We start from the raw sequence: 17,211 nt of genomic DNA, 5'->3' as shown, positions 1-17,211 counted from the left end.
TTTTTTTAAACTGTTTAAGGGCGGCCTTATGCCATCGATCCGGGCCAAATCAAAGTTTTTTTGCCAGCGCCTCGGCCTCGACATCCGAGGCCGCACGGCTGCGCAGCCTGAGCCGATGTTCGCGATGGACGATGTAGAGGCCGCTGGCGACGATGATGGCGGCGCCGACCAGCGTCCAGCGGTCGGGGAACTGCTTGAAGACAAGCCAGCCCGAAATGATCATCCACACCATTTGCGAATAGGGATATGGCGCGAGCGCTGTGGTCGTCGCCAGCCGATAGGCTTGGACCAGCAACCAGTGGCCGACACCGCCGAACACGCCAAGCATGAGCAGCACGGACCAGTGCCAGCCATCATGCGGCAGGGAAAATGAAAACGGCAGCAAGGGCAGCAGCAGGACCGTCGGCGCCAACGCCGAGAACAAGATCAGGCTCTCCGGAGTCTCGGTCGCCGACATGCGGCGCGTCATGATGACATAGAAGCAGTTCGACAGCATCGAGCCGAGCGCGAAGAGATGTCCGATGCCGAAAACGCCGACACCGGGCCGCGTGATGATCAGGACCCCGGCGAAAGCGGCCAGGATAGCCAGCCAGCGCCGCCATCCGGCCCATTCGCCGAGCAGCGGCCCGGCAAGGGCGGTGATCACCATCGGCCCGAAGAAATAGATCGACGTCGTCTCGGCCAGTTGCAGGGAGCGCAGCGCCAGGACATTGAACATGGTCGAGCCGAACAGGAACGCGCCGCGCATCACATGCGCCGGCAGGTTGACCGGCCGAAATCGCCTCGGTTCGCGCCAGCCACGCAGCAGCGCTCCAACCAGCACGACATGCACGGCAAAGCGCACCCAGGCGACGATCAGGACGGAGACGCCGGCCAGGACGAGATATTTGCTGCTGGTGTCGAGGAAGGTGAAGAAGACATAGGTGGTCAGCATGCACAGGATCGCCACCGGCGGCGTCGCGCTTTCGACATGTCTTTGGGAAGGATTCACGTGCAGGCCGGGGAAAAGCTGGGCTGGAACCCCACCTTTGCGGGAATTGCGGCTTGCCGGCAAGCCAATTGTCGCCCGCAGCCGCGCCTAAGCTCGCTGGTACAACAACAGTCGGCGTCAGGCTTAGCCTTCGGGCGCTACGCGTGCATGCGGGCGTCCTTGGTTATCTTGTCGACCACCTTCTTCTCGGCGCGCAGCGCTATGCCGACCACCTTGGCATCTTCGGGCGCGAACTCGGCAAAGACGGCGCGGTTGGCGGCATCGAAGCCGGTCGAGAACATCTCCTCGACATAGAGCGAGGTGGTGACGCCGCGTTCCAGCGCACGCCGATGGATCGCACTCATCGTTGCCTGGTCGGCCGAGAGCACGATGACCGGCTGGATCGACAGGGGATTGTAGAGATTGCCGGTGCGGTCGCGATAGGGCTCGCCGATGATGTCGGGGAATTGCGCGACAATGCCGCTGGTCAGGAAGGCGGTGACGTTGAGTTTCTGCCAGACGGCCAGGTCTTGCCGCAGTACGATTGCAAATTTCGTATCGAACATGAGAAAACAAGCCATTCAAAGTTAGGCCCCGTGTAACGAGGCTGAAGGAGACGATGTCGTTCGATCTAGACCGCCAGGCCTTCGAGGGTCTTGGACGTTTGTGCGCCGATGCCGCTGAAAACTGCATCATCTCCGCTCGCGACCCCGTGGGGATGGAGCGCATCGAGGCGCGGTTTCACGGCAGCGCCTTCGATCCGCATCGCCACGACACCTACGCGATCGGGGTGACGCTGCGCGGCGTGCAGACCTTCCGCTATCGCGGCGCGGCACGGCTGAGCCTGCCCGGCCAGGTCATCGTGCTGCATCCGGACGAGTTGCACGATGGCGGCGCCGGCACGGAAGAAGGCCTGCGCTACAGGATGCTCTATCTTGAGCCGTCACTGATGCTCGACTGTCTCGGCGGCACGGCGCTGCCCTTCGTCAGGGACGGCGTGGTGACGGACGAGGCCTTCTGCGCGACCCTGCTGTCGGCGCTCGGGCCGTTGGAGCAGGAACTCGACGAGCTGTTCGTCGACGACTTCCTGGCGCGACTGATGCAAAGTCTGAACCGGCATGCCGGCAAGCCGGCAAAGCCAATAGCCGGGGCGGCGTGGCGGGCGGCGACACTGGCGGGTGAGTATCTCACGGAAAACCTCGACCGGCCCGTGCGTTCGGGTGAGTTGGAAGCCGTCACGGGTCTCGACCGCTATGCCCTGTCGAGACATTTCCGCGCGGCCTTCTCGACCAGCCCGCATCGTTTCCTGGTAATGCGCCGGCTTCAGCGCGCGCGCAGGATGATCGCCGCCGGCGTGCCCTTGGCACAGATCGCGATCGAGGCCGGCTTCAGCGACCAGAGCCACTTCAACAGGCAATTCAAGAAAGCGTTCGGCATGACGCCGGGCCGTTGGTCGTCCTTGATCCACGGAAATACCGCGGCAGCCTGACGGCCGGAGAGATCAGTCATCCGACTCGGCGTCGTCATCGATCAGCACCAGTTCCTCGTTGGAGAGGTTGGCCTCGATGCGGGCGAGCAGCTTGAACAGCGCCTTCTGGTCCTTCTTGTCGAGGCCCTTAAGCGCCTGCTTTTCGGTCTTCTTCACCGACTTCTCAATGGCGCGGATGGTTTCACGGCCGGTATCGGTGAGGAAGATATGGGCCTGGCGGGCATCGGAGTCGGACGCGCGTTTCTCCAGAAAACCCTGTGCCTGCAGCCGGTTGATGGTCTTGGTGATGGTCGGCGGACGCACGCCGAGGCGACCGGCGAGATTGCCCGGCGTCTGGCCGTCCTCACGGTCCAGCGCCAGCATGATCTGGTCCTGGCCGGCGTAAAAGCCATGCGCCAGGAGCCGTGCCGCCAGCGCGGTCCTTGCCAGCCTTGCCGCTGAATGCAGCCGGCTCATCGTTGCAGTCTTGTCCGCCTTGGCCATGGTCATCCCTCTTCGGCCGTACCGGTGCGCACAGCATAGACGCAGCCGGCCGGTTGGCAATCGACGATCGAAAAAGATTCCGGCATCCGAAACAGCTTTGCCGGCAAGCATTTGCGGTGTCCGCCGTGGTGATGCCAGATGTTTATTTCAGTTAGATGACAAACGAGTTTCGGGTGAAGGGAATTCGGAGCGACCGCTGCGTGAATGCCATCCGACGACCGGACAGCCCTGGCAAGAGGCCCGTTGATCATTCCGCCGCCGGGGACGGCGGCCGCTTCCGCGGCCATGATGCCGGGACAATCCCGGTCGGCAGCTTTGGCCCATGGTTTGCCCCGTGCAAAAGCCCGGCGCACATCCTATATGGAACCGACAATCCCTTTTCGCGGCCTGAATTTCAGGGCCTAGTCATTTCGAGGCAAGCCATGAGCGAAGCGCAGACACAGATCCCCGTAACCGTCCTCACCGGCTATCTCGGCGCCGGCAAGACGACGCTGCTCAACCGCATCCTGTCGGAAAACCACGGCAGGCGCTACGCCGTCATCGTCAACGAATTCGGCGAGATCGGCATCGACAACGACCTGATCGTGGAATCAGACGAGGAGATCTACGAGATGAACAATGGCTGCGTCTGCTGCACGGTGCGCGGCGACCTGATCCGTGTCGTCGAGGGCCTGATGCGGCGGCCCGGCCGCTTCGACGCCATCGTCGTCGAGACCACGGGTCTCGCCGATCCTGTGCCGGTGGCGCAGACCTTCTTCATGGACGACGACGTGCGCTCCAAGACCAAGCTCGATGCCGTGGTGGCCCTGGTCGACGCCAAGCACCTGCCGCTCAGGCTCAAGGATTCCAAGGAAGCCGAGGACCAGATCGCCTTCGCCGACGTCGTCGTGCTCAACAAGACCGACCTCGTCACCCCGGAAGAACTCGCCAAGGTCGAGGCGACGATCCGCGCGATCAACCCGGCCGCCAAAATTCACCGCACGACGCGCGCCGGCGTCGCCCTGTCGGAAGTGCTCGACCGTGGCGCCTTCGACCTGTCCAGGGCGCTGGAGAACGATCCGCATTTCCTCGAAGCGCATGATGAACACGATCACCACGATCATGATCACCACGACCACGATGGGCACGACCACCACCATCACGCTCATCCGTCCGACATCCATGACGTGACGGTGCAGTCGGTGTCGCTGCGCGGCGGCGAGATGGACCCGAAGAAATTCTTCCCGTGGATCGAGAAGGTCACCCAGATGGAAGGCCCCAACATCCTGCGGCTGAAAGGCATCATCGCGCTCAAGGGCGATGACGAGCGCTATGTCATCCAAGGCGTGCACATGATCATCGAGGGCGACCACCAGCGCGCCTGGAAGGACGGCGAAAAGCACGAAAGCCGGCTGGTGTTCATCGGACGCGAACTCGACGCTGAACGGCTGAAGAAGAGCTTTGACGCCTGCCGGGCCTAGGTTCAGCCACACGATTCAAAGCTTGAATTGTGCGATACGTACACATATCATGTGTACGTATCGCGATGAGGAATGACCATGCCTAGACCTGCGGACAACAAGACCGAGCGCTACCAAATCCGCATTCCCCCTTCGGAGAAGGCGATGATCGCGCGCGCCGCTGCGCTCTCGCACAAAGACATGGCAGACTTCATCCTCGATAAGATCGTGCCTGCGGCGCAGGCGGTGATTGATGCGGCTGAAGTGACGAAGGTGTCCGACCGCGACTTTAAGCGCATCCTGGACCTGCTGGAACACCCGCCAAAACCCAACGCCAGGCTCAAGGCGGCGATTGCGGCCTTGCCGGACACTTTGTGACTCTTCCGTCCTGGCACGAGGAGCCAATAGCAAAACGCCACGATCGAGCGTCCTTCGATTGTGGCGACCTGCAGATGAACGAATTTCTGCAGCGGTTCGCGCGACAGAGTCATGATCAGAATGCGGCCAAGACCTTCTGCGCGATCGGCGATACAGCTTCGGAACGTGTACTCGGTTTTTATACGATCGCGCCGTCCGCCGTCGCTCATGAAGCCGTTCCCGCAGCCCTGACGAGAGGCTTGGCACGACACGAAGTTTCCGGCTTCAAGCTTGGCCGTCTTGCCACCGATCGCACCGTCGCCGGGCAAGGCCTCGGAGGTCAGTTGCTTGCCGCAGCGGCATTGCGCTGCCTGCGGCTTGCGGGAGAAGGGGGCGGCATTCTGCTCATCATCGACGCCAAGAGCGAGCGGGCGGCAAAGTGGTATGCAAGCTACGGCGCCGAGCGTCTCACAGGATCGGATTTGACTCTGGTGATGCCGTTGGCAGCATTCGCTGCGGATCTACGAGCCAAGGGGCTGCTTTGACGCCTGCCCCTTCATCACTTGCCAATCCCGATGGTTGTCGGAACCGCAAACGTCGAGTAAGCCGCCTCTACAATTCTAATCCAGTCGAACAAAGATAACCCATGCCCACAGTTGCCCCGCTTGATCTCGAAGGCCATTGCGTCGCCGCCGTCTTCCTCGGCGACGTGCCGCATTTCGCGCTGGCCGATGGTGCTGTCCATCGGCTCGACAATGGCCACAAGACGGTGCAGGCCAATGACGGGCTGCTTGCCGCCTTCCATGACGCGGCCAACGACCGGCTGATCACCGGCGGCGAGGACGGCAAGGTTTTTGCCGTGAAAGCCGGCGGCGAGACCCAGGAGGTGGCGAACGCGGGAAAAAAATGGATCACCAGCGTTGCCGCCGGGCCGCAAGGCGCCATCGCGTATGCCACGGGCAAGACCGCCTTCGTGCGCTTCGCCGATGGCAAGACCCGGGAATTTGCCCATCCGCGCTCGGTCGAGGGGCTGGCCTTCTCGCCCAAGGGCATGCGCTTCGGCGTCGCCCGCTACAATGGCGCGACGCTGCATTTCCCCGCCGCCGAGGGCAAGCCGGTGGAACTGGAATGGGCGGGCGCGCACACCGGCATCACCTTCTCGCCGGACGGCGCCTTTCTGGTCACCACCATGCAGGAAAACGCCCTGCATGGCTGGAAGCTGGCCGACGGCAAGCACATGCGCATGAGCGGCTATCCCGGCAAGGTCAAAAGCCTGTCATGGAGCGTGAAAGGCAAGTGGCTGGCCAGTTCCGGCGCGCCGGCGGCGATCGTCTGGCCGTTTTCGGGCAAGGACGGCCCGATGGGCAAGGCGCCGCTGGAACTCGGCACGCGCGGCAATGCCATGGTGACGGCGGTCGCCTGCCATCCGAGCCAGGACGTCGTCGCAGTCGGTTACGACGACGGCATGGTGATGGCCGTGCGCTTTTCCGACGCCAAGGAAGTGCTTTTGCGGCGACCGGGCAAGGGCGCCATCACCACGATGATGTGGGACAGGGAAGAACGCCGCGTCGCCTTCGGCAGCGCCGCCGGCGACTGTGGCGTCATCGACATCACGGCCTAGCCGGGATGGCCGATCACTCGGCCCCGCAGGAGACCTTGCCGGTCAGATCGACGGGCTTGCCGTCGCTTTCCTTGTCGGCGGTGCTGTCATAGACAGCGAGCTTGTAATGCCCGTCATAGACGCCCTCGTCGCTGGCCCTGGTCAGGATCGTCAATTCGACCGAACTGTAGATCTTGGCGACCTGCTGCTCGTGGTAGATGTTCAGCCGCAGTTCCTTGTCGTCGAGCCAATACTGGGTGAGGTTCGCATCCTCGAACACCGTCTTGCGCAATGGATCACCCGTAGGCCTTGCCTTGATTTCGAGGTCGCCGCGGAAATTGAAAGTCGGGCCGCCCATGCCCGTGGTGACGCCGGCATCAACCTGGAATTTGACCTGTGGATCATCGACGGTGCACCAGATACCGCCGGTCGCGAACGCCGTACCGGCCGACAGGAAGAGCATGGTCACGCAGATGATCGTCCGCATTCTTTCCCCCGCTTGTCGTTGCCGACAGCATTGGCGCCGACTTCGCAAGCGGGGTCAAGCGCCCGCCGCAGGCGACTGAGCCAATGCAGAACGGACGCACGGCCAATTGCCGTTGCGGAGGTGGATTGGGTAAGTAGGAATGAGCCAGAGGGATTTTCATGCACGGCAGCGATAGTTCAAAGACCATCGGCGGGATCAGCCGCGACCGCATCGCGCAATTGCGCGAGACGGAAGGGGCAGCCTTTCGCGAGGCGCGGCCGAGATCACAAACCAAGGTCGGCAACGGCCTGCCCGGCTTCTTCGGCGGCGTGCCGATGCACTGGATGAACGATTGGCCGACACCGTTTCCGATCCTGGTCGACAGCGCCCGAGGCGCCACGATCACCGACATGGACGGCAACAAGCTCGACGATTTCTGCCTCGGCGACACCGGTTCGATGTTTGGCCACTCGCCTCCACCGGTGGCGCGCGCCATTCGCCGCCAGGCCGGGCGCGGCCTGACCTATATGCTGCCTTCCGAGGATGCGCTGGCCATCGGGCCGCTGCTGCAGCAGCGCTTCGGCCTGCCGTTCTGGCAGATCGCGACCACGGCGACCGACGCCAATCGCTTTGCGCTGCGCGTCGCCCGCGCCGTCACCTCCAGGGAGAAGATCCTGGTCTTCAACGGCTGCTATCACGGCTCGGTGGACGAGACGATGGTGCGGCTGATCGACGGCAAGCCCGTCAACCGGCCGGGACTGGCGGGCGAATTCCGCGACCTGACCCGCACGGCCAAGGTCATCGAATTCAACGATGTCGCCGCTCTCGAGGCCGCATTGAAGGACAGGGACGTCGCCTGCGTCATCGCCGAGCCGGTGCTGACCAATTCCTGCATGGTACTTGCCGACTCTGGCTACCATGATGCGCTGCGAAAATTGACGCGTGAAGCCGGCACCCTGCTCTTGATCGACGAGACGCATACGATCTCGACCGGTCCCGGTGGTTACACCAGTAAATATGGGCTGGAGCCCGACTTGTTCGTGCTGGGCAAGCCGATTGCCGGCGGCGTGCCGGCAAGTGTCTGGGGCATGAGCGAGGAGGTCGCCTCGCGCTATGCCGACTATAACAGAACGAAAGAGCCGGGATATTCCGGCATGGGCACGACGCTGTCGGCCAACCCGCTGCAGTTCGCCGCCATGCGCGCCACGCTCGAGGAGGTGATGACGCAGGAGAATTATGACCGCATGGATCATCTGGCGCGGAGGCTCGATGCCGGGCTGACCGGCGTGATCGATCGTTACAATCTGCCCTGGCATGTCTCCCGCGTCGGGGCACGCGTCGAGTTCATCTGCGCGCCCGGCCCGCTGCGCAATGGTGCCGAGGCGGAAGTTGCGCATGCGCCGGAACTGGAGGCTGCCATCCATGTCGCGTTGGTCAATCGCGGCGTGCTGATCGCACCGTTCCACAACATGATGCTGATCTCGCCGGCAACGTCAGGCACCCAGGTCAACCGGCTGATCGCCGCGTTCGGCGCGGTTGCGGCAAAGCTTGCGGCGTGAGACAAGCGCCCAAGCCAAATTTGAGTGCGATCATGACCTCACCTTCGGGCTCGACGCCCACCGAGGCGCAAGCCTTCCTCGACGCCCATCCCGAGATCGAGGCCTTCGATATCGTGCTGACCGACGCCAATGGTGTGGGGCGCGGCAAGATCGTGCGCAGACATGAGCTGAAAAGCATTTTCGAGGGCGGCCGGCATATGCCGATCTCCATTCTCGGCCTCGACATCACCGGCGAGGATGTGCACGAAACCGGGCTGATCTGGGACAGCGGCGACGGCGACCTGAGGGCCTGGCCGATTCCGGGCACGCTGGTGCCGCTTTACGGCACGAAGCCACCGCGCGGCCAACTGCTGATGGCGATGTATCATCTCGACAGCCAGCCAATGTCGTCGGATCCGCGGCTGGCGCTTGCCCGGCAGGTCGACATATTGGCCGCCAAGGGACTCTATCCCGCCGGTGCCTTCGAACTCGAGTTTTTTCTGCTGGCCAATGAGCGCGATGCCGACGGCAAGGTGCAGCCGGCGCGCGCGGTACTCGATGGCCGCGTCTCGGGCAAGACCGAAGTTTATTCAGTCGACCATCTGCACGGCATGGAGCCGTTGTTCTCCGACATCTACGCCGCCGCCAAGGCGCAAGGCATTCCGGCCGAGACGGTGATTTCCGAATATGCGCCCGGCCAGTACGAACTGACGCTGAATTACCGCAAGGACGTGATGCGGGCGGCCGACGATCTGGTCATGCTGAAGCGGCTGGTGCGGGCGCAGGCGCGCCGCCATGGTGTCACCGCCTGCTTCATGGCCAAGCCGATCGAGAAATATGCCGGCTCCGGTATGCATTTCCATGTCTCGCTGCAGGACAAGGACGGCCGAAACGTCTTTGCGGAAGCCGCCGGCGAGAGCTGGTCGCTGCCGCTGCTGCGTGGCCTCGGCGGGCTGATCCAGACCATGGCGGAATCAATGCTGGTGTTTGCGCCGCATGCCAATTCCTGGCGGCGCTTCGTCTCGCAATCCTATGCGCCGGTGGCGCCGAGCTGGGGCGTCAACAACCGCTCGGTGGCGTTGCGCGTGCCGGCCGGCGATGCAAAGAACCGGCGCATCGAGCATCGTCCATCAGGCGTCGACGCCAATCCGTATCTGATTGCCGCGACGGTGCTTGCCGGCATCGTCAAGGGCCTCGACGAAGGGCTCGATCCCGGCCCCGAAACGACCGGCAATGGCTATGAAGCGGCCGTCACCCGCACGACGATGCCGGCCGATTGGCGGGCCGCCATCGAAGCGGCCAAGGCGTCCAGCTTCCTGAAGGGCGCGCTCGGCGAGGACCTGCACCGCACCTTTGTGGCGATCAAGCAGTCCGAGTACCTGCGCGTGGCGCGCACGGTGAGCGAGCTGGACTATCATCTCTATCTGCACGAAGTCTGATCCGGGGGACCGGCGGCGATCACTTTTTCGCCGGCACCATCAAATGAGCTGGCGCATTGGCCTTCCGGAACATATCATGAACAAATGAGCGCACTCCCTGTTCGTGAGAAACTGGCAATCCTGTCCGACGCCGCCAAATACGACGCCTCCTGCGCCTCATCGGGCGCGGCGAAAAAGGACTCTTTGAAATCCGGCGGCATCGGCTCCACCGAAGGCATGGGCATCTGCCATTCCTTCGCGCCGGACGGCCGCTGCATCTCGCTGTTGAAAATCCTGCTGACCAATTTCTGCATCTACGACTGCAGCTATTGCATCAACCGCTCGTCCTCGAATGTCCGGCGCGCCCGCTTCGGCATCGACGAGGTGGTGAAGCTGACCATGGATTTCTACCGGCGCAATTATATCGAAGGGCTTTTCCTGTCCTCGGGCGTCATCCGTTCGCCTGACGAGACCATGGGCGAGATGGTCGAGGTGGCGCGGCGGCTGCGGCTGGAGGAAAAATTCTCCGGCTATATCCATCTCAAAACCATCCCCGAGAGTTCGGCGGACCTGATCGAGAAGGCCGGGCTCTATGCCGACCGCCTGTCGATCAATGTCGAGTTGCCCACCGACGAGGGTGTGAAGAAGCTGGCGCCGGAAAAGAGGCCGGAGACAATCCGGCTTTCCATGGCCAATTTGCGCCGGAAGATGGAGGAAAAAGCCGAGCCGACGTTGCGGACCAAAAAACGAGAACGCTTCGCCCCGGGTGGCCAGTCGACGCAGATGATCATTGGCGCGGACAACACCTCCGACGACGGAATCCTGCACGCCAGCGCCCGGCTTTATGGCAGCTACCATTTGCGGCGCGTCTATTATTCGGCCTTCAGTCCTATCCCCGATTCCTCGTCATCGCTGCCGCTGCGGAAGCCGCCGCTGATGCGCGAACACCGGCTCTACCAAGCCGACTGGCTGATGCGCTTCTACGGATTTTCGCAGCCTGAAATCCTGGCCGGCAGCAGCGATGGCATGCTCGATCTCGCCATCGATCCGAAACTTGCCTGGGCGCTGCGCAACCGGGGACGCTTCCCCGTCGACGTCAACCGCGCCGACCGCGAAGCGCTGCTGCGCGTGCCTGGCCTGGGAACCAAGGTTGTCGCGAAAATCCTCGAAACCCGCCGCTACCGGCGACTGCGGCTCGAGGATGTCGGCCGGCTCTGCCATTCGATCGCCAAGCTCAGGCCCTTCATCATCGCCGAAGGCTGGTCGCCAGGCGCGCTCACGGACAAGGCCGGACTGCGCGGCAAGATCGTGCAATCCTGCGAACAACTGGCGCTGTTTTGACGATGCCGCCGGCCGAGCTCGACCTCACCCGCCACACCGTTTGGCTTGAAAGCCAGACCGATTTCGCCGGCTGGCGCGACGCGGCTCGGCGGCTGGCGTTGAATGAGGTCAGCCCCGAGGACATCAGCTGGCATGTCGTAGCCGGTCTCGACCGGCCGCCAAGCGACTTGCCTGACGTGCCGCAGGGCGCTGAACTCATTGTGCCACGCGATTTCATCGGCCACGCCGAGACCGCCTTCTGCCATTCCGATCCCGGACGTTTCGCCTTTCTCTACAGGCTGCTGTGGCGGCTGCGCACCGAGCCCAAATTGCTGGCGATCGCATCGGATCCCGACACCAAACGGCTTGAAACCATGGAAAAGGCAGTGCGGCGCGACAGCCACAAGATGCACGCCTTCGTCCGCTTCCGGAAGATCGGCGACGGCGAGGATGAACGCTATGTCGCCTGGTTCGAACCCGACCATTTCATCGTCGAGCGCAATGCGGATTTCTTCGTCAGGCGTTTTACCGGCATGCGCTGGACGATCCTGACGCCTTACGCGTCCGCCGATTGGGATGGCGAGAGGCTGGCGATCGGGCCGGGCGCGGCCAAGGGCGATGCGCCAGACAAGGACGACACCGAGACGCTGTGGAGGACTTATTTCGAGAACATCTTCAATCCGGCACGCCTCAAGGTGAAGGCCATGCAAAAGGAGATGCCGAAGAAATATTGGCGGAACCTTCCCGAGGCCTCGCTCATTCCTGACTTGATCGCAGGAGCGGACGAGGCCGCCAGGGATATGATTGCGAAGATGCCGACAACGCCCGCGCCGCACCACGCCAAGGTGCAGGCGAGGCACTGGCCTAAGCATGAGGCTACCGAAGCGCCTGATGACCGCGACGCGCACACGGTTTCCGAATTGCGCGAGGCCGCCAAGGGATGCCGCCGCTGTCCGCTTTGGCGCGATGCGACGCAGACCGTATTCGGCGAGGGGCCTGACAACGCCAAGGTGATTTTCGTCGGCGAACAGCCGGGCGACCAGGAAGACCTCGCCGGCCAGCCGTTCGTCGGCCCGGCGGGCAAGGTTTTCGATGCCATATTGGACGATGCCGGGGTCGACCGGCTGAAGGTCTACGTCACCAACGCGGTCAAGCATTTCAAATTCGAACCGCGCGGAAAACGCCGCATCCACTCCAAGCCGAATGTCGGCGAGGTTCAAGCCTGCCGCTGGTGGCTAGACCACGAGTTTGACCTGATCAAGCCGAATCTCGCCGTGGCGCTCGGCGCCACGGCGGCGCTATCCCTGCTTGGCAAGGCGGTCCCGGTGACCAAGATGCGGGGCCAGGTGATCGAACGCGAGGATGGCTTGCGTGTCTTCCTCACCATCCATCCCTCCTTCATCCTGCGCATTCGGGATCGCGCCGGCAAAGAAGCCGAACGCGAGCGGTTTTTGCAGGATATGAAGCAGGTGAAGAAGCTGATAGCGGCTTGATCTGCCGGTTTAGCGGATGAGAATTGCTCGGAGATCGTTCACGTTCGTGCCGGTCGGGCCGGGCACGAAGAGATCGCCAACGGCATTGAAGGCCGTCCAGGCATTGTTTCTGGCCAGCATCGCCTTGGCATCCACACCCGCCGCGCGCATGCGCGAAACGGTCGAGCCGTCGGCGAAGGCGCCGGCATTGTCTTCCGAGCCGTCGATGCCGTCAGTGTCGGCCGCCAGGGCGTGAATGCCTTCGATGCCATTGATGCCAATGGCGAAGGCAAGCAGGAATTCCGAATTGCGGCCACCCTTGCCTTTGGCCCGCAGCGTGACGGTGGTCTCCCCGCCCGAGAGGATCAGAACCGGCTTTTGGAAGGGCCGGTTGCGCGTCGCCACTTCGCGGGCGATGGCCGCGTGGACGCCGCCGACCTCGCGTGCTTCGCCTTCGATGGCATCGGAGAGGATGACGGCTTCGATGCCTTGCCGCCTCGCTTCCACCGCTGCCGCTTCCAGCGACACGCCGGCCGATGCGATCAGATGCACCTCGTTGCGCGCAAAGCGCTGATCGCCGGGATCTGGGGCGTCGGCCGCCGGCGACTGGATATGCGCCATGACCGCGTCCGGCAGTTTCATGCCGTAGGCTGATATAGAAGCCAGGGCATTCTCACGGCTGCCGACATCGGGAACGGTTGGGCCGGAGGCGACAAGGGCCGGATTGTCGCCGGGGATGTCGGAGACCACCAGCGACACCACCTTGGCCGGCCAGGCCGCGGCAGCCAGCCGGCCGCCTTTGATGGTGGAGAGGTGTTTGCGGATGGTATTCATCGCCGCGATCGGCGCGCCGGAGGCAAGCAGCGCCTCGTTGACGGCGATCTCGTCGGCCAGCGTCAGGCCGGCGGCCGGAGACGGCAGCAGCGCCGAACCGCCGCCGGAAATCAGCGCCACGACCAGATCGTCCGCTGTCAGCCCTTGCACCTTCTCCAGCAGGCGCCGCGAGGCCTCGAGCCCGGCAGCGTCCGGCACCGGGTGTGCGGCCTCGATGATCTCGATGCGCTCGCATTTGGCGCCATAGCCGTAGCGGGTAACGACCAGGCCTTCGATCGTCCCATCCCAGACCTTCTCGAAGGCCGCCGCCATCTGCGCCGAGCCCTTGCCGGCACCGATGACGATGGTGCGGCCCTTCGGCTTTGCCGGCAAATGATCGCGAATGGTCTTTTCCGGATCGGCGGCCGCGACGGCGGCGTCGAAGATGGAGATGAGGAAGGATTTGGGATCGAGCACGGTCATCCTTGGCTGCCATCGGCGATTTGCGAATAGCCGCAAGGCTGGCCCCGCCCCTCATCCGCCTGCCGGCACCTTCTCCCCGTATAGTGACGGGGAGAAGGGAAGCGCTCCAGCGTTGGTACGCCCCTCTCCCCGTCTCTATACGGGGAGAGGGTGAGGGTGAGGGTGAGGGGCAGCGCTGACGTCACGATTTTTCTTCCGGCGGCAGAGCAAGCTTGCCTGCATCGATGGCCAGGTAATCGCACAGCGCATCGACCACCACGCCATGATCCTGGCGCTCAGGCAGGCCAGAGACCGCGATCACGCCGATAACACCGACGCCCTTGACCGCAACCGGAAAGCCGCCGCCGGCCAACACATAGTCAGCAATATCGAGCCCCTCGCCGATCTTGAAGGTGCGGTCGGGGCGCTGCTGCTCCAGCACCAGCCGGTAAGTGCTTCTGAGATAGCGCTTCACGACATTGATTTTGCGCCGTGCCCAGTCGGGATTGGAAGCGTTCGAGCCCGGCATCGCGGCATAGAACAGCGGCCGGTCGAAGGTCCTGATGTCGACGATGATGGGCAAGTCTTCCCGGAGCGCCCGGTCGCGGATGGCCGAACCGATCTCGAAGGCGACAGCCTCGTCGAAGGCCGTGAAGACAAGCGTCTCTTCCTGTCTCTTGATCAGAGCGATGTCGTCAGCAACGGCCATGTCGTCCCCCTGTCAACTTCGCCGCACGCTTTGACCGATGGCTGCCGCCGGGTCAAGCGGGGAACACGCCGCAGTGCTAAATTGCGATGTCGCTCTTGGCGGGCCGCCCCGCGACATAGACCTCGCGCACGGCGCGGTCGTCTCCCAGCGTCTGCAGCAGGAACAGTTCCTGCGCCAGCGTCTCGACCGTTTCCATCCTGAGCCGCATCGCCGGCGTCGCCCTGGCATCGAGCACGACGATATCGGCGTCGGTGCCATCCTCCAGCGTGCCGATCCTGTCCACTACCGACAGCGCCTCGGCGTTACCGCGCGTGATCTGCCAGAAGGACTGGAACGGGTTGAGCTTCTCGCCATTGAGCGCGATGACCTTGTAGCCCTCGTCCATGGTACGCAGCATCGAATAGTTGGTGCCGCCGCCGACATCGGTGGCGGCCGCGATGCGCAATGGCTTGTCGCGGCGGCGAAAGCGCTGATAGTCGAACAGGCCCGAGCCGAGGAACAGGTTGGAGGTCGGGCAGAATACCGCCACCGAACCGCTGTCCGACAGCGCGTCCGCCTCACGCTCCGACAAATGAATGCAATGGCCGAACAGGCTCTTTTTGCCAAGCAGCCCGTAATGTTCGTAAACATCGGTGTAGTCGCGCGACCAGGGGTAGAGCTGTTGCGTGAAGGCGATTTCGGCGTGGTTTTCCGACAGATGCGTCTGCATGTGCAGGTCGGGATGTTCGCGGCACAGCGCGCCGGCCATCTCCATCTGCTCCGGTGAGGAGGTGATGGCAAAGCGTGGCGTGATGGCATAAAGCTGGCGGCCCTTGCCGTGCCACTCGGCGATCAGCGCCTTGGTGTCGTCATAGCCGGATTGCGGCGTGTCGAGTACGCCTTCGGGCGCATTGCGGTCCATCATCACCTTGCCGGCGATGTTGAGCATGTCGCGCGCGCGCGACTCGGCGAAGAAGGCTTCCGCCGACGCCCTATGCACCGAACAGTAAGCGGCGACCGTCGTCGTGCCATGGCGCACCGTCTCATCAAGGAACAGGCGCGCGATGCGGCGGCCATGCTGCGCGTTGGCGAATTTTGTTTCCTCTGGAAAGGTGTAGGTGTTCAGCCAGTCGAGCAGTTCGGCGCCATAGGAAGCGATGATCTGCATCTGCGGGAAATGCACATGGGCATCGATGAAGCCCGGCAGCAACAGATGCGGCCGGTGATCGATCTTTTTTGTCCCCTCGCCCGGCTGTTTCTCGACATCGGCGTAGGCGCCCGATGCAACGATCCTGCCGTCGCTTATCAGCAGGCCGCCATCTTCTTCGTAGCGCCAGGCGGAGTGGTCGTCGATGGCTTGCGGCCAGCGCACGAAGGACAGCGTGCGGCCGCGCAGAAGTGTCACGGTCATGCTTATTTCCCCGCGCCTTCGAACCAGGCGACCAGCAGCGCCCGTTCCTTGTCGGTGATCTCCGTGACATTGGCGGGCGGCATGGCGTGGCTGCGGCCGGCCTGCAGGTAGATCTCGCGGGCATGATCGGCAATGCCCGCGTCCGTATCCAGCACCACCCCCTTGGGCGCGTGGTAGATACCCTCGTAGACCGGCTCCGCGGCATGGCACATCGAGCAGCGGCCGAGCACGGTGTCGCGCACCGCCGGGAAATGCGCCGAGGCGATATAGACTTGCGCCGAGGCGGAGGCCTTGGGTTCACCGGTCAGCACCTTCGGCACGGTCGACAGCCAGATGATGATGAGGAACAAGACAAGGGCGCCCAGCCAGGTCCAGTGCGGGTTGCCGGAACGTTTGTGCACGCTGTTGAAATAGTGGCGGATCAAGACACCGATGATGAACACCAGCGAGGCGATGACCCAGTTGAACTGCGTCCCGAATGCCAGCGGATAGTGGTTCGACAGCATCAGGAACAGTACGGGCAGCGTCAGATAGTTGTTGTGGAGCGAACGCTGCTTGGCGATCTTGCCGTACTTCGGGTCGGGCTTTCGGCCGGCGATGAGGTCGGCGACGACGATCTTCTGGTTCGGAATGATGATCATGAAGACATTGGCCGACATGATCGTCGCGGTGATGGCGCCAAGATGCAGGAAGGCGGCGCGGCCGGTGAACAGATGCGTCAGTCCCCAGGCGATGAACACCAGCACGCAATAGAGCACCAGCATCAGGCCGGTGTCGCTTTTGCCGAGCGGCGAGCGGCACAGGAGATCATAGACCACCCAGCCGACGCCGATCGTCGCCATCGACAGCAGGATGCCTATTGGCACCGACATCGGCAGCACATTGGGATCGATCAGGAACAGGTCCGCTCCGGCGTAATAAACCACGCACAGCATGGCGAAACCGGACAGCCAGGTGGCGTAGGATTCCCACTTGAACCAGGTCAGATGCTCGGGCATCTCGGCCGGCGCCACCAGATATTTCTGGATGTGGTAGAAGCCACCGCCATGCACCTGCCATTCCTCGCCGAAGGCGCCGACGGGCATGCCTGGTCGCTGGCGCAGGCCCAGATCGAGCGCGACGAAGTAGAAGGACGAGCCGATCCAGGCGATGCCGGTGACGACGTGCAGCCAGCGCACGGCGAAGCTCAGCCAGTCCCAGAAAATCGCGAAATCCATCATTGAAGTCGTCCCTGCCGATGACGCGACTTTAAGGTGTGGCGCGTAAACGGAAAGAGGCGAGGTGT

18 protein-coding genes are annotated in these 17,211 nt (G+C 63.2%); 9 read left to right on the top strand and 9 right to left on the bottom strand.

What is annotated here, in order from left to right; genetic code table 11:
- Positions 1–49: 49 nt before the first annotated feature.
- Together LB571_RS06580 and LB571_RS06575 are read right to left on the bottom strand one after the other, a co-directional pair.
- On the bottom strand, positions 50–991 hold the full coding sequence (locus LB571_RS06580) for a DMT family transporter (protein WP_015314295.1): 942 nt from the start codon (positions 989–991) through the stop codon (positions 50–52).
- 137 nt (positions 992–1,128) lie between these two features.
- A complete protein-coding gene (locus LB571_RS06575) occupies positions 1,129–1,536 on the bottom strand; it encodes a DUF2000 family protein (RefSeq protein WP_224524117.1) in 408 nt (135 codons plus the stop codon).
- Positions 1,537–1,589: 53 nt separating this feature from the next.
- Here LB571_RS06575 and LB571_RS06570 point away from each other — a divergent pair, with 53 nt between their 5' ends.
- On the top strand, positions 1,590–2,459 hold the full coding sequence (locus LB571_RS06570; protein WP_224524116.1) for an AraC family transcriptional regulator: 870 nt from the start codon (positions 1,590–1,592) through the stop codon (positions 2,457–2,459).
- Positions 2,460–2,471: 12 nt separating this feature from the next.
- On the opposite strand, the gene LB571_RS06565 is transcribed toward LB571_RS06570, so the two are convergent.
- Positions 2,472–2,942, bottom strand: a complete 471-nt coding sequence (locus tag LB571_RS06565) for a MarR family winged helix-turn-helix transcriptional regulator (RefSeq protein ID WP_015314298.1) — start codon at positions 2,940–2,942, stop codon at positions 2,472–2,474.
- Between the two features lie 2 nt (positions 2,943–2,944).
- A complete protein-coding gene (locus tag LB571_RS06560) occupies positions 2,945–3,229 on the bottom strand; it encodes a hypothetical protein (RefSeq protein ID WP_224524115.1) in 285 nt (94 codons plus the stop codon).
- Positions 3,230–3,364: 135 nt separating this feature from the next.
- Here LB571_RS06560 and LB571_RS06555 point away from each other — a divergent pair, with 135 nt between their 5' ends.
- From LB571_RS06555 to LB571_RS06540, 4 genes are all read left to right on the top strand, one after another.
- Complete coding sequence (locus LB571_RS06555; protein ID WP_224524114.1) at positions 3,365–4,402, top strand: CobW family GTP-binding protein; 1,038 nt, start codon at positions 3,365–3,367, stop codon at positions 4,400–4,402.
- A 78-nt stretch (positions 4,403–4,480) separates the two neighbouring features.
- Positions 4,481–4,759, top strand: a complete 279-nt coding sequence (locus LB571_RS06550; protein ID WP_015314300.1) for a DUF1778 domain-containing protein — start codon at positions 4,481–4,483, stop codon at positions 4,757–4,759.
- A complete protein-coding gene (locus LB571_RS06545) occupies positions 4,756–5,283 on the top strand; it encodes a hypothetical protein (protein ID WP_015314301.1) in 528 nt (175 codons plus the stop codon). Before LB571_RS06550 ends, LB571_RS06545 begins: the two co-directional genes overlap by 4 nt.
- 101 nt (positions 5,284–5,384) lie before the next feature.
- The gene (locus tag LB571_RS06540) at positions 5,385–6,359 is read left to right on the top strand and encodes a WD40 repeat domain-containing protein (RefSeq protein ID WP_015314302.1); all 975 of its coding nucleotides are present in this window, start codon (positions 5,385–5,387) and stop codon (positions 6,357–6,359) included.
- Between the two features lie 13 nt (positions 6,360–6,372).
- Here the strand turns inward: LB571_RS06540 and LB571_RS06535 are convergent, their stop codons facing one another.
- Entirely contained in the window at positions 6,373–6,825 is a 453-nt protein-coding gene (locus LB571_RS06535; protein WP_224593148.1) for a hypothetical protein, read from the bottom strand.
- Between the two features lie 158 nt (positions 6,826–6,983).
- Here LB571_RS06535 and LB571_RS06530 point away from each other — a divergent pair, with 158 nt between their 5' ends.
- The 4 genes from LB571_RS06530 to LB571_RS06515 all read left to right on the top strand — a co-directional run bounded on the left by LB571_RS06530 (position 6,984) and on the right by LB571_RS06515 (position 12,573).
- Entirely contained in the window at positions 6,984–8,363 is a 1,380-nt protein-coding gene (locus tag LB571_RS06530) for an aspartate aminotransferase family protein (protein ID WP_224593146.1), read from the top strand.
- A 32-nt stretch (positions 8,364–8,395) separates the two neighbouring features.
- Positions 8,396–9,781 carry a glutamine synthetase family protein gene (locus LB571_RS06525; RefSeq protein ID WP_224593142.1) on the top strand — a complete coding sequence of 462 codons (1,386 nt, stop codon included), beginning with the start codon at positions 8,396–8,398 and terminating at the stop codon, positions 9,779–9,781.
- An 84-nt stretch (positions 9,782–9,865) separates the two neighbouring features.
- Entirely contained in the window at positions 9,866–11,101 is a 1,236-nt protein-coding gene (locus LB571_RS06520; RefSeq protein ID WP_224593138.1) for a putative DNA modification/repair radical SAM protein, read from the top strand.
- Positions 11,102–11,103: 2 nt separating this feature from the next.
- A complete protein-coding gene (locus LB571_RS06515) occupies positions 11,104–12,573 on the top strand; it encodes a UdgX family uracil-DNA binding protein (RefSeq protein ID WP_224593135.1) in 1,470 nt (489 codons plus the stop codon).
- Positions 12,574–12,582: 9 nt separating this feature from the next.
- Here the strand turns inward: LB571_RS06515 and LB571_RS06510 are convergent, their stop codons facing one another.
- The 4 genes from LB571_RS06510 to LB571_RS06495 all read right to left on the bottom strand — a co-directional run bounded on the left by LB571_RS06510 (position 12,583) and on the right by LB571_RS06495 (position 17,146).
- On the bottom strand, positions 12,583–13,848 hold the full coding sequence (locus LB571_RS06510; protein WP_140615042.1) for a glycerate kinase: 1,266 nt from the start codon (positions 13,846–13,848) through the stop codon (positions 12,583–12,585).
- A 181-nt stretch (positions 13,849–14,029) separates the two neighbouring features.
- The gene (locus tag LB571_RS06505) at positions 14,030–14,536 is read right to left on the bottom strand and encodes a heme-degrading domain-containing protein (protein ID WP_140615046.1); all 507 of its coding nucleotides are present in this window, start codon (positions 14,534–14,536) and stop codon (positions 14,030–14,032) included.
- A 76-nt stretch (positions 14,537–14,612) separates the two neighbouring features.
- On the bottom strand, positions 14,613–15,926 hold the full coding sequence (gene guaD / locus LB571_RS06500) for a guanine deaminase (protein ID WP_224593119.1): 1,314 nt from the start codon (positions 15,924–15,926) through the stop codon (positions 14,613–14,615).
- Positions 15,927–15,928: 2 nt separating this feature from the next.
- On the bottom strand, positions 15,929–17,146 hold the full coding sequence (locus LB571_RS06495) for a urate hydroxylase PuuD (RefSeq protein WP_224593117.1): 1,218 nt from the start codon (positions 17,144–17,146) through the stop codon (positions 15,929–15,931).
- Positions 17,147–17,211 lie beyond the last annotated feature (65 nt).

This window comes from Mesorhizobium sp. BR1-1-4, assembly GCF_020165375.1.
Classification (GTDB): domain Bacteria; phylum Pseudomonadota; class Alphaproteobacteria; order Rhizobiales; family Rhizobiaceae; genus Mesorhizobium; species Mesorhizobium australicum.
Note: the sequence above shows the minus strand (reverse complement) of the source record. Positions and strands in the feature narration are given on the sequence as shown.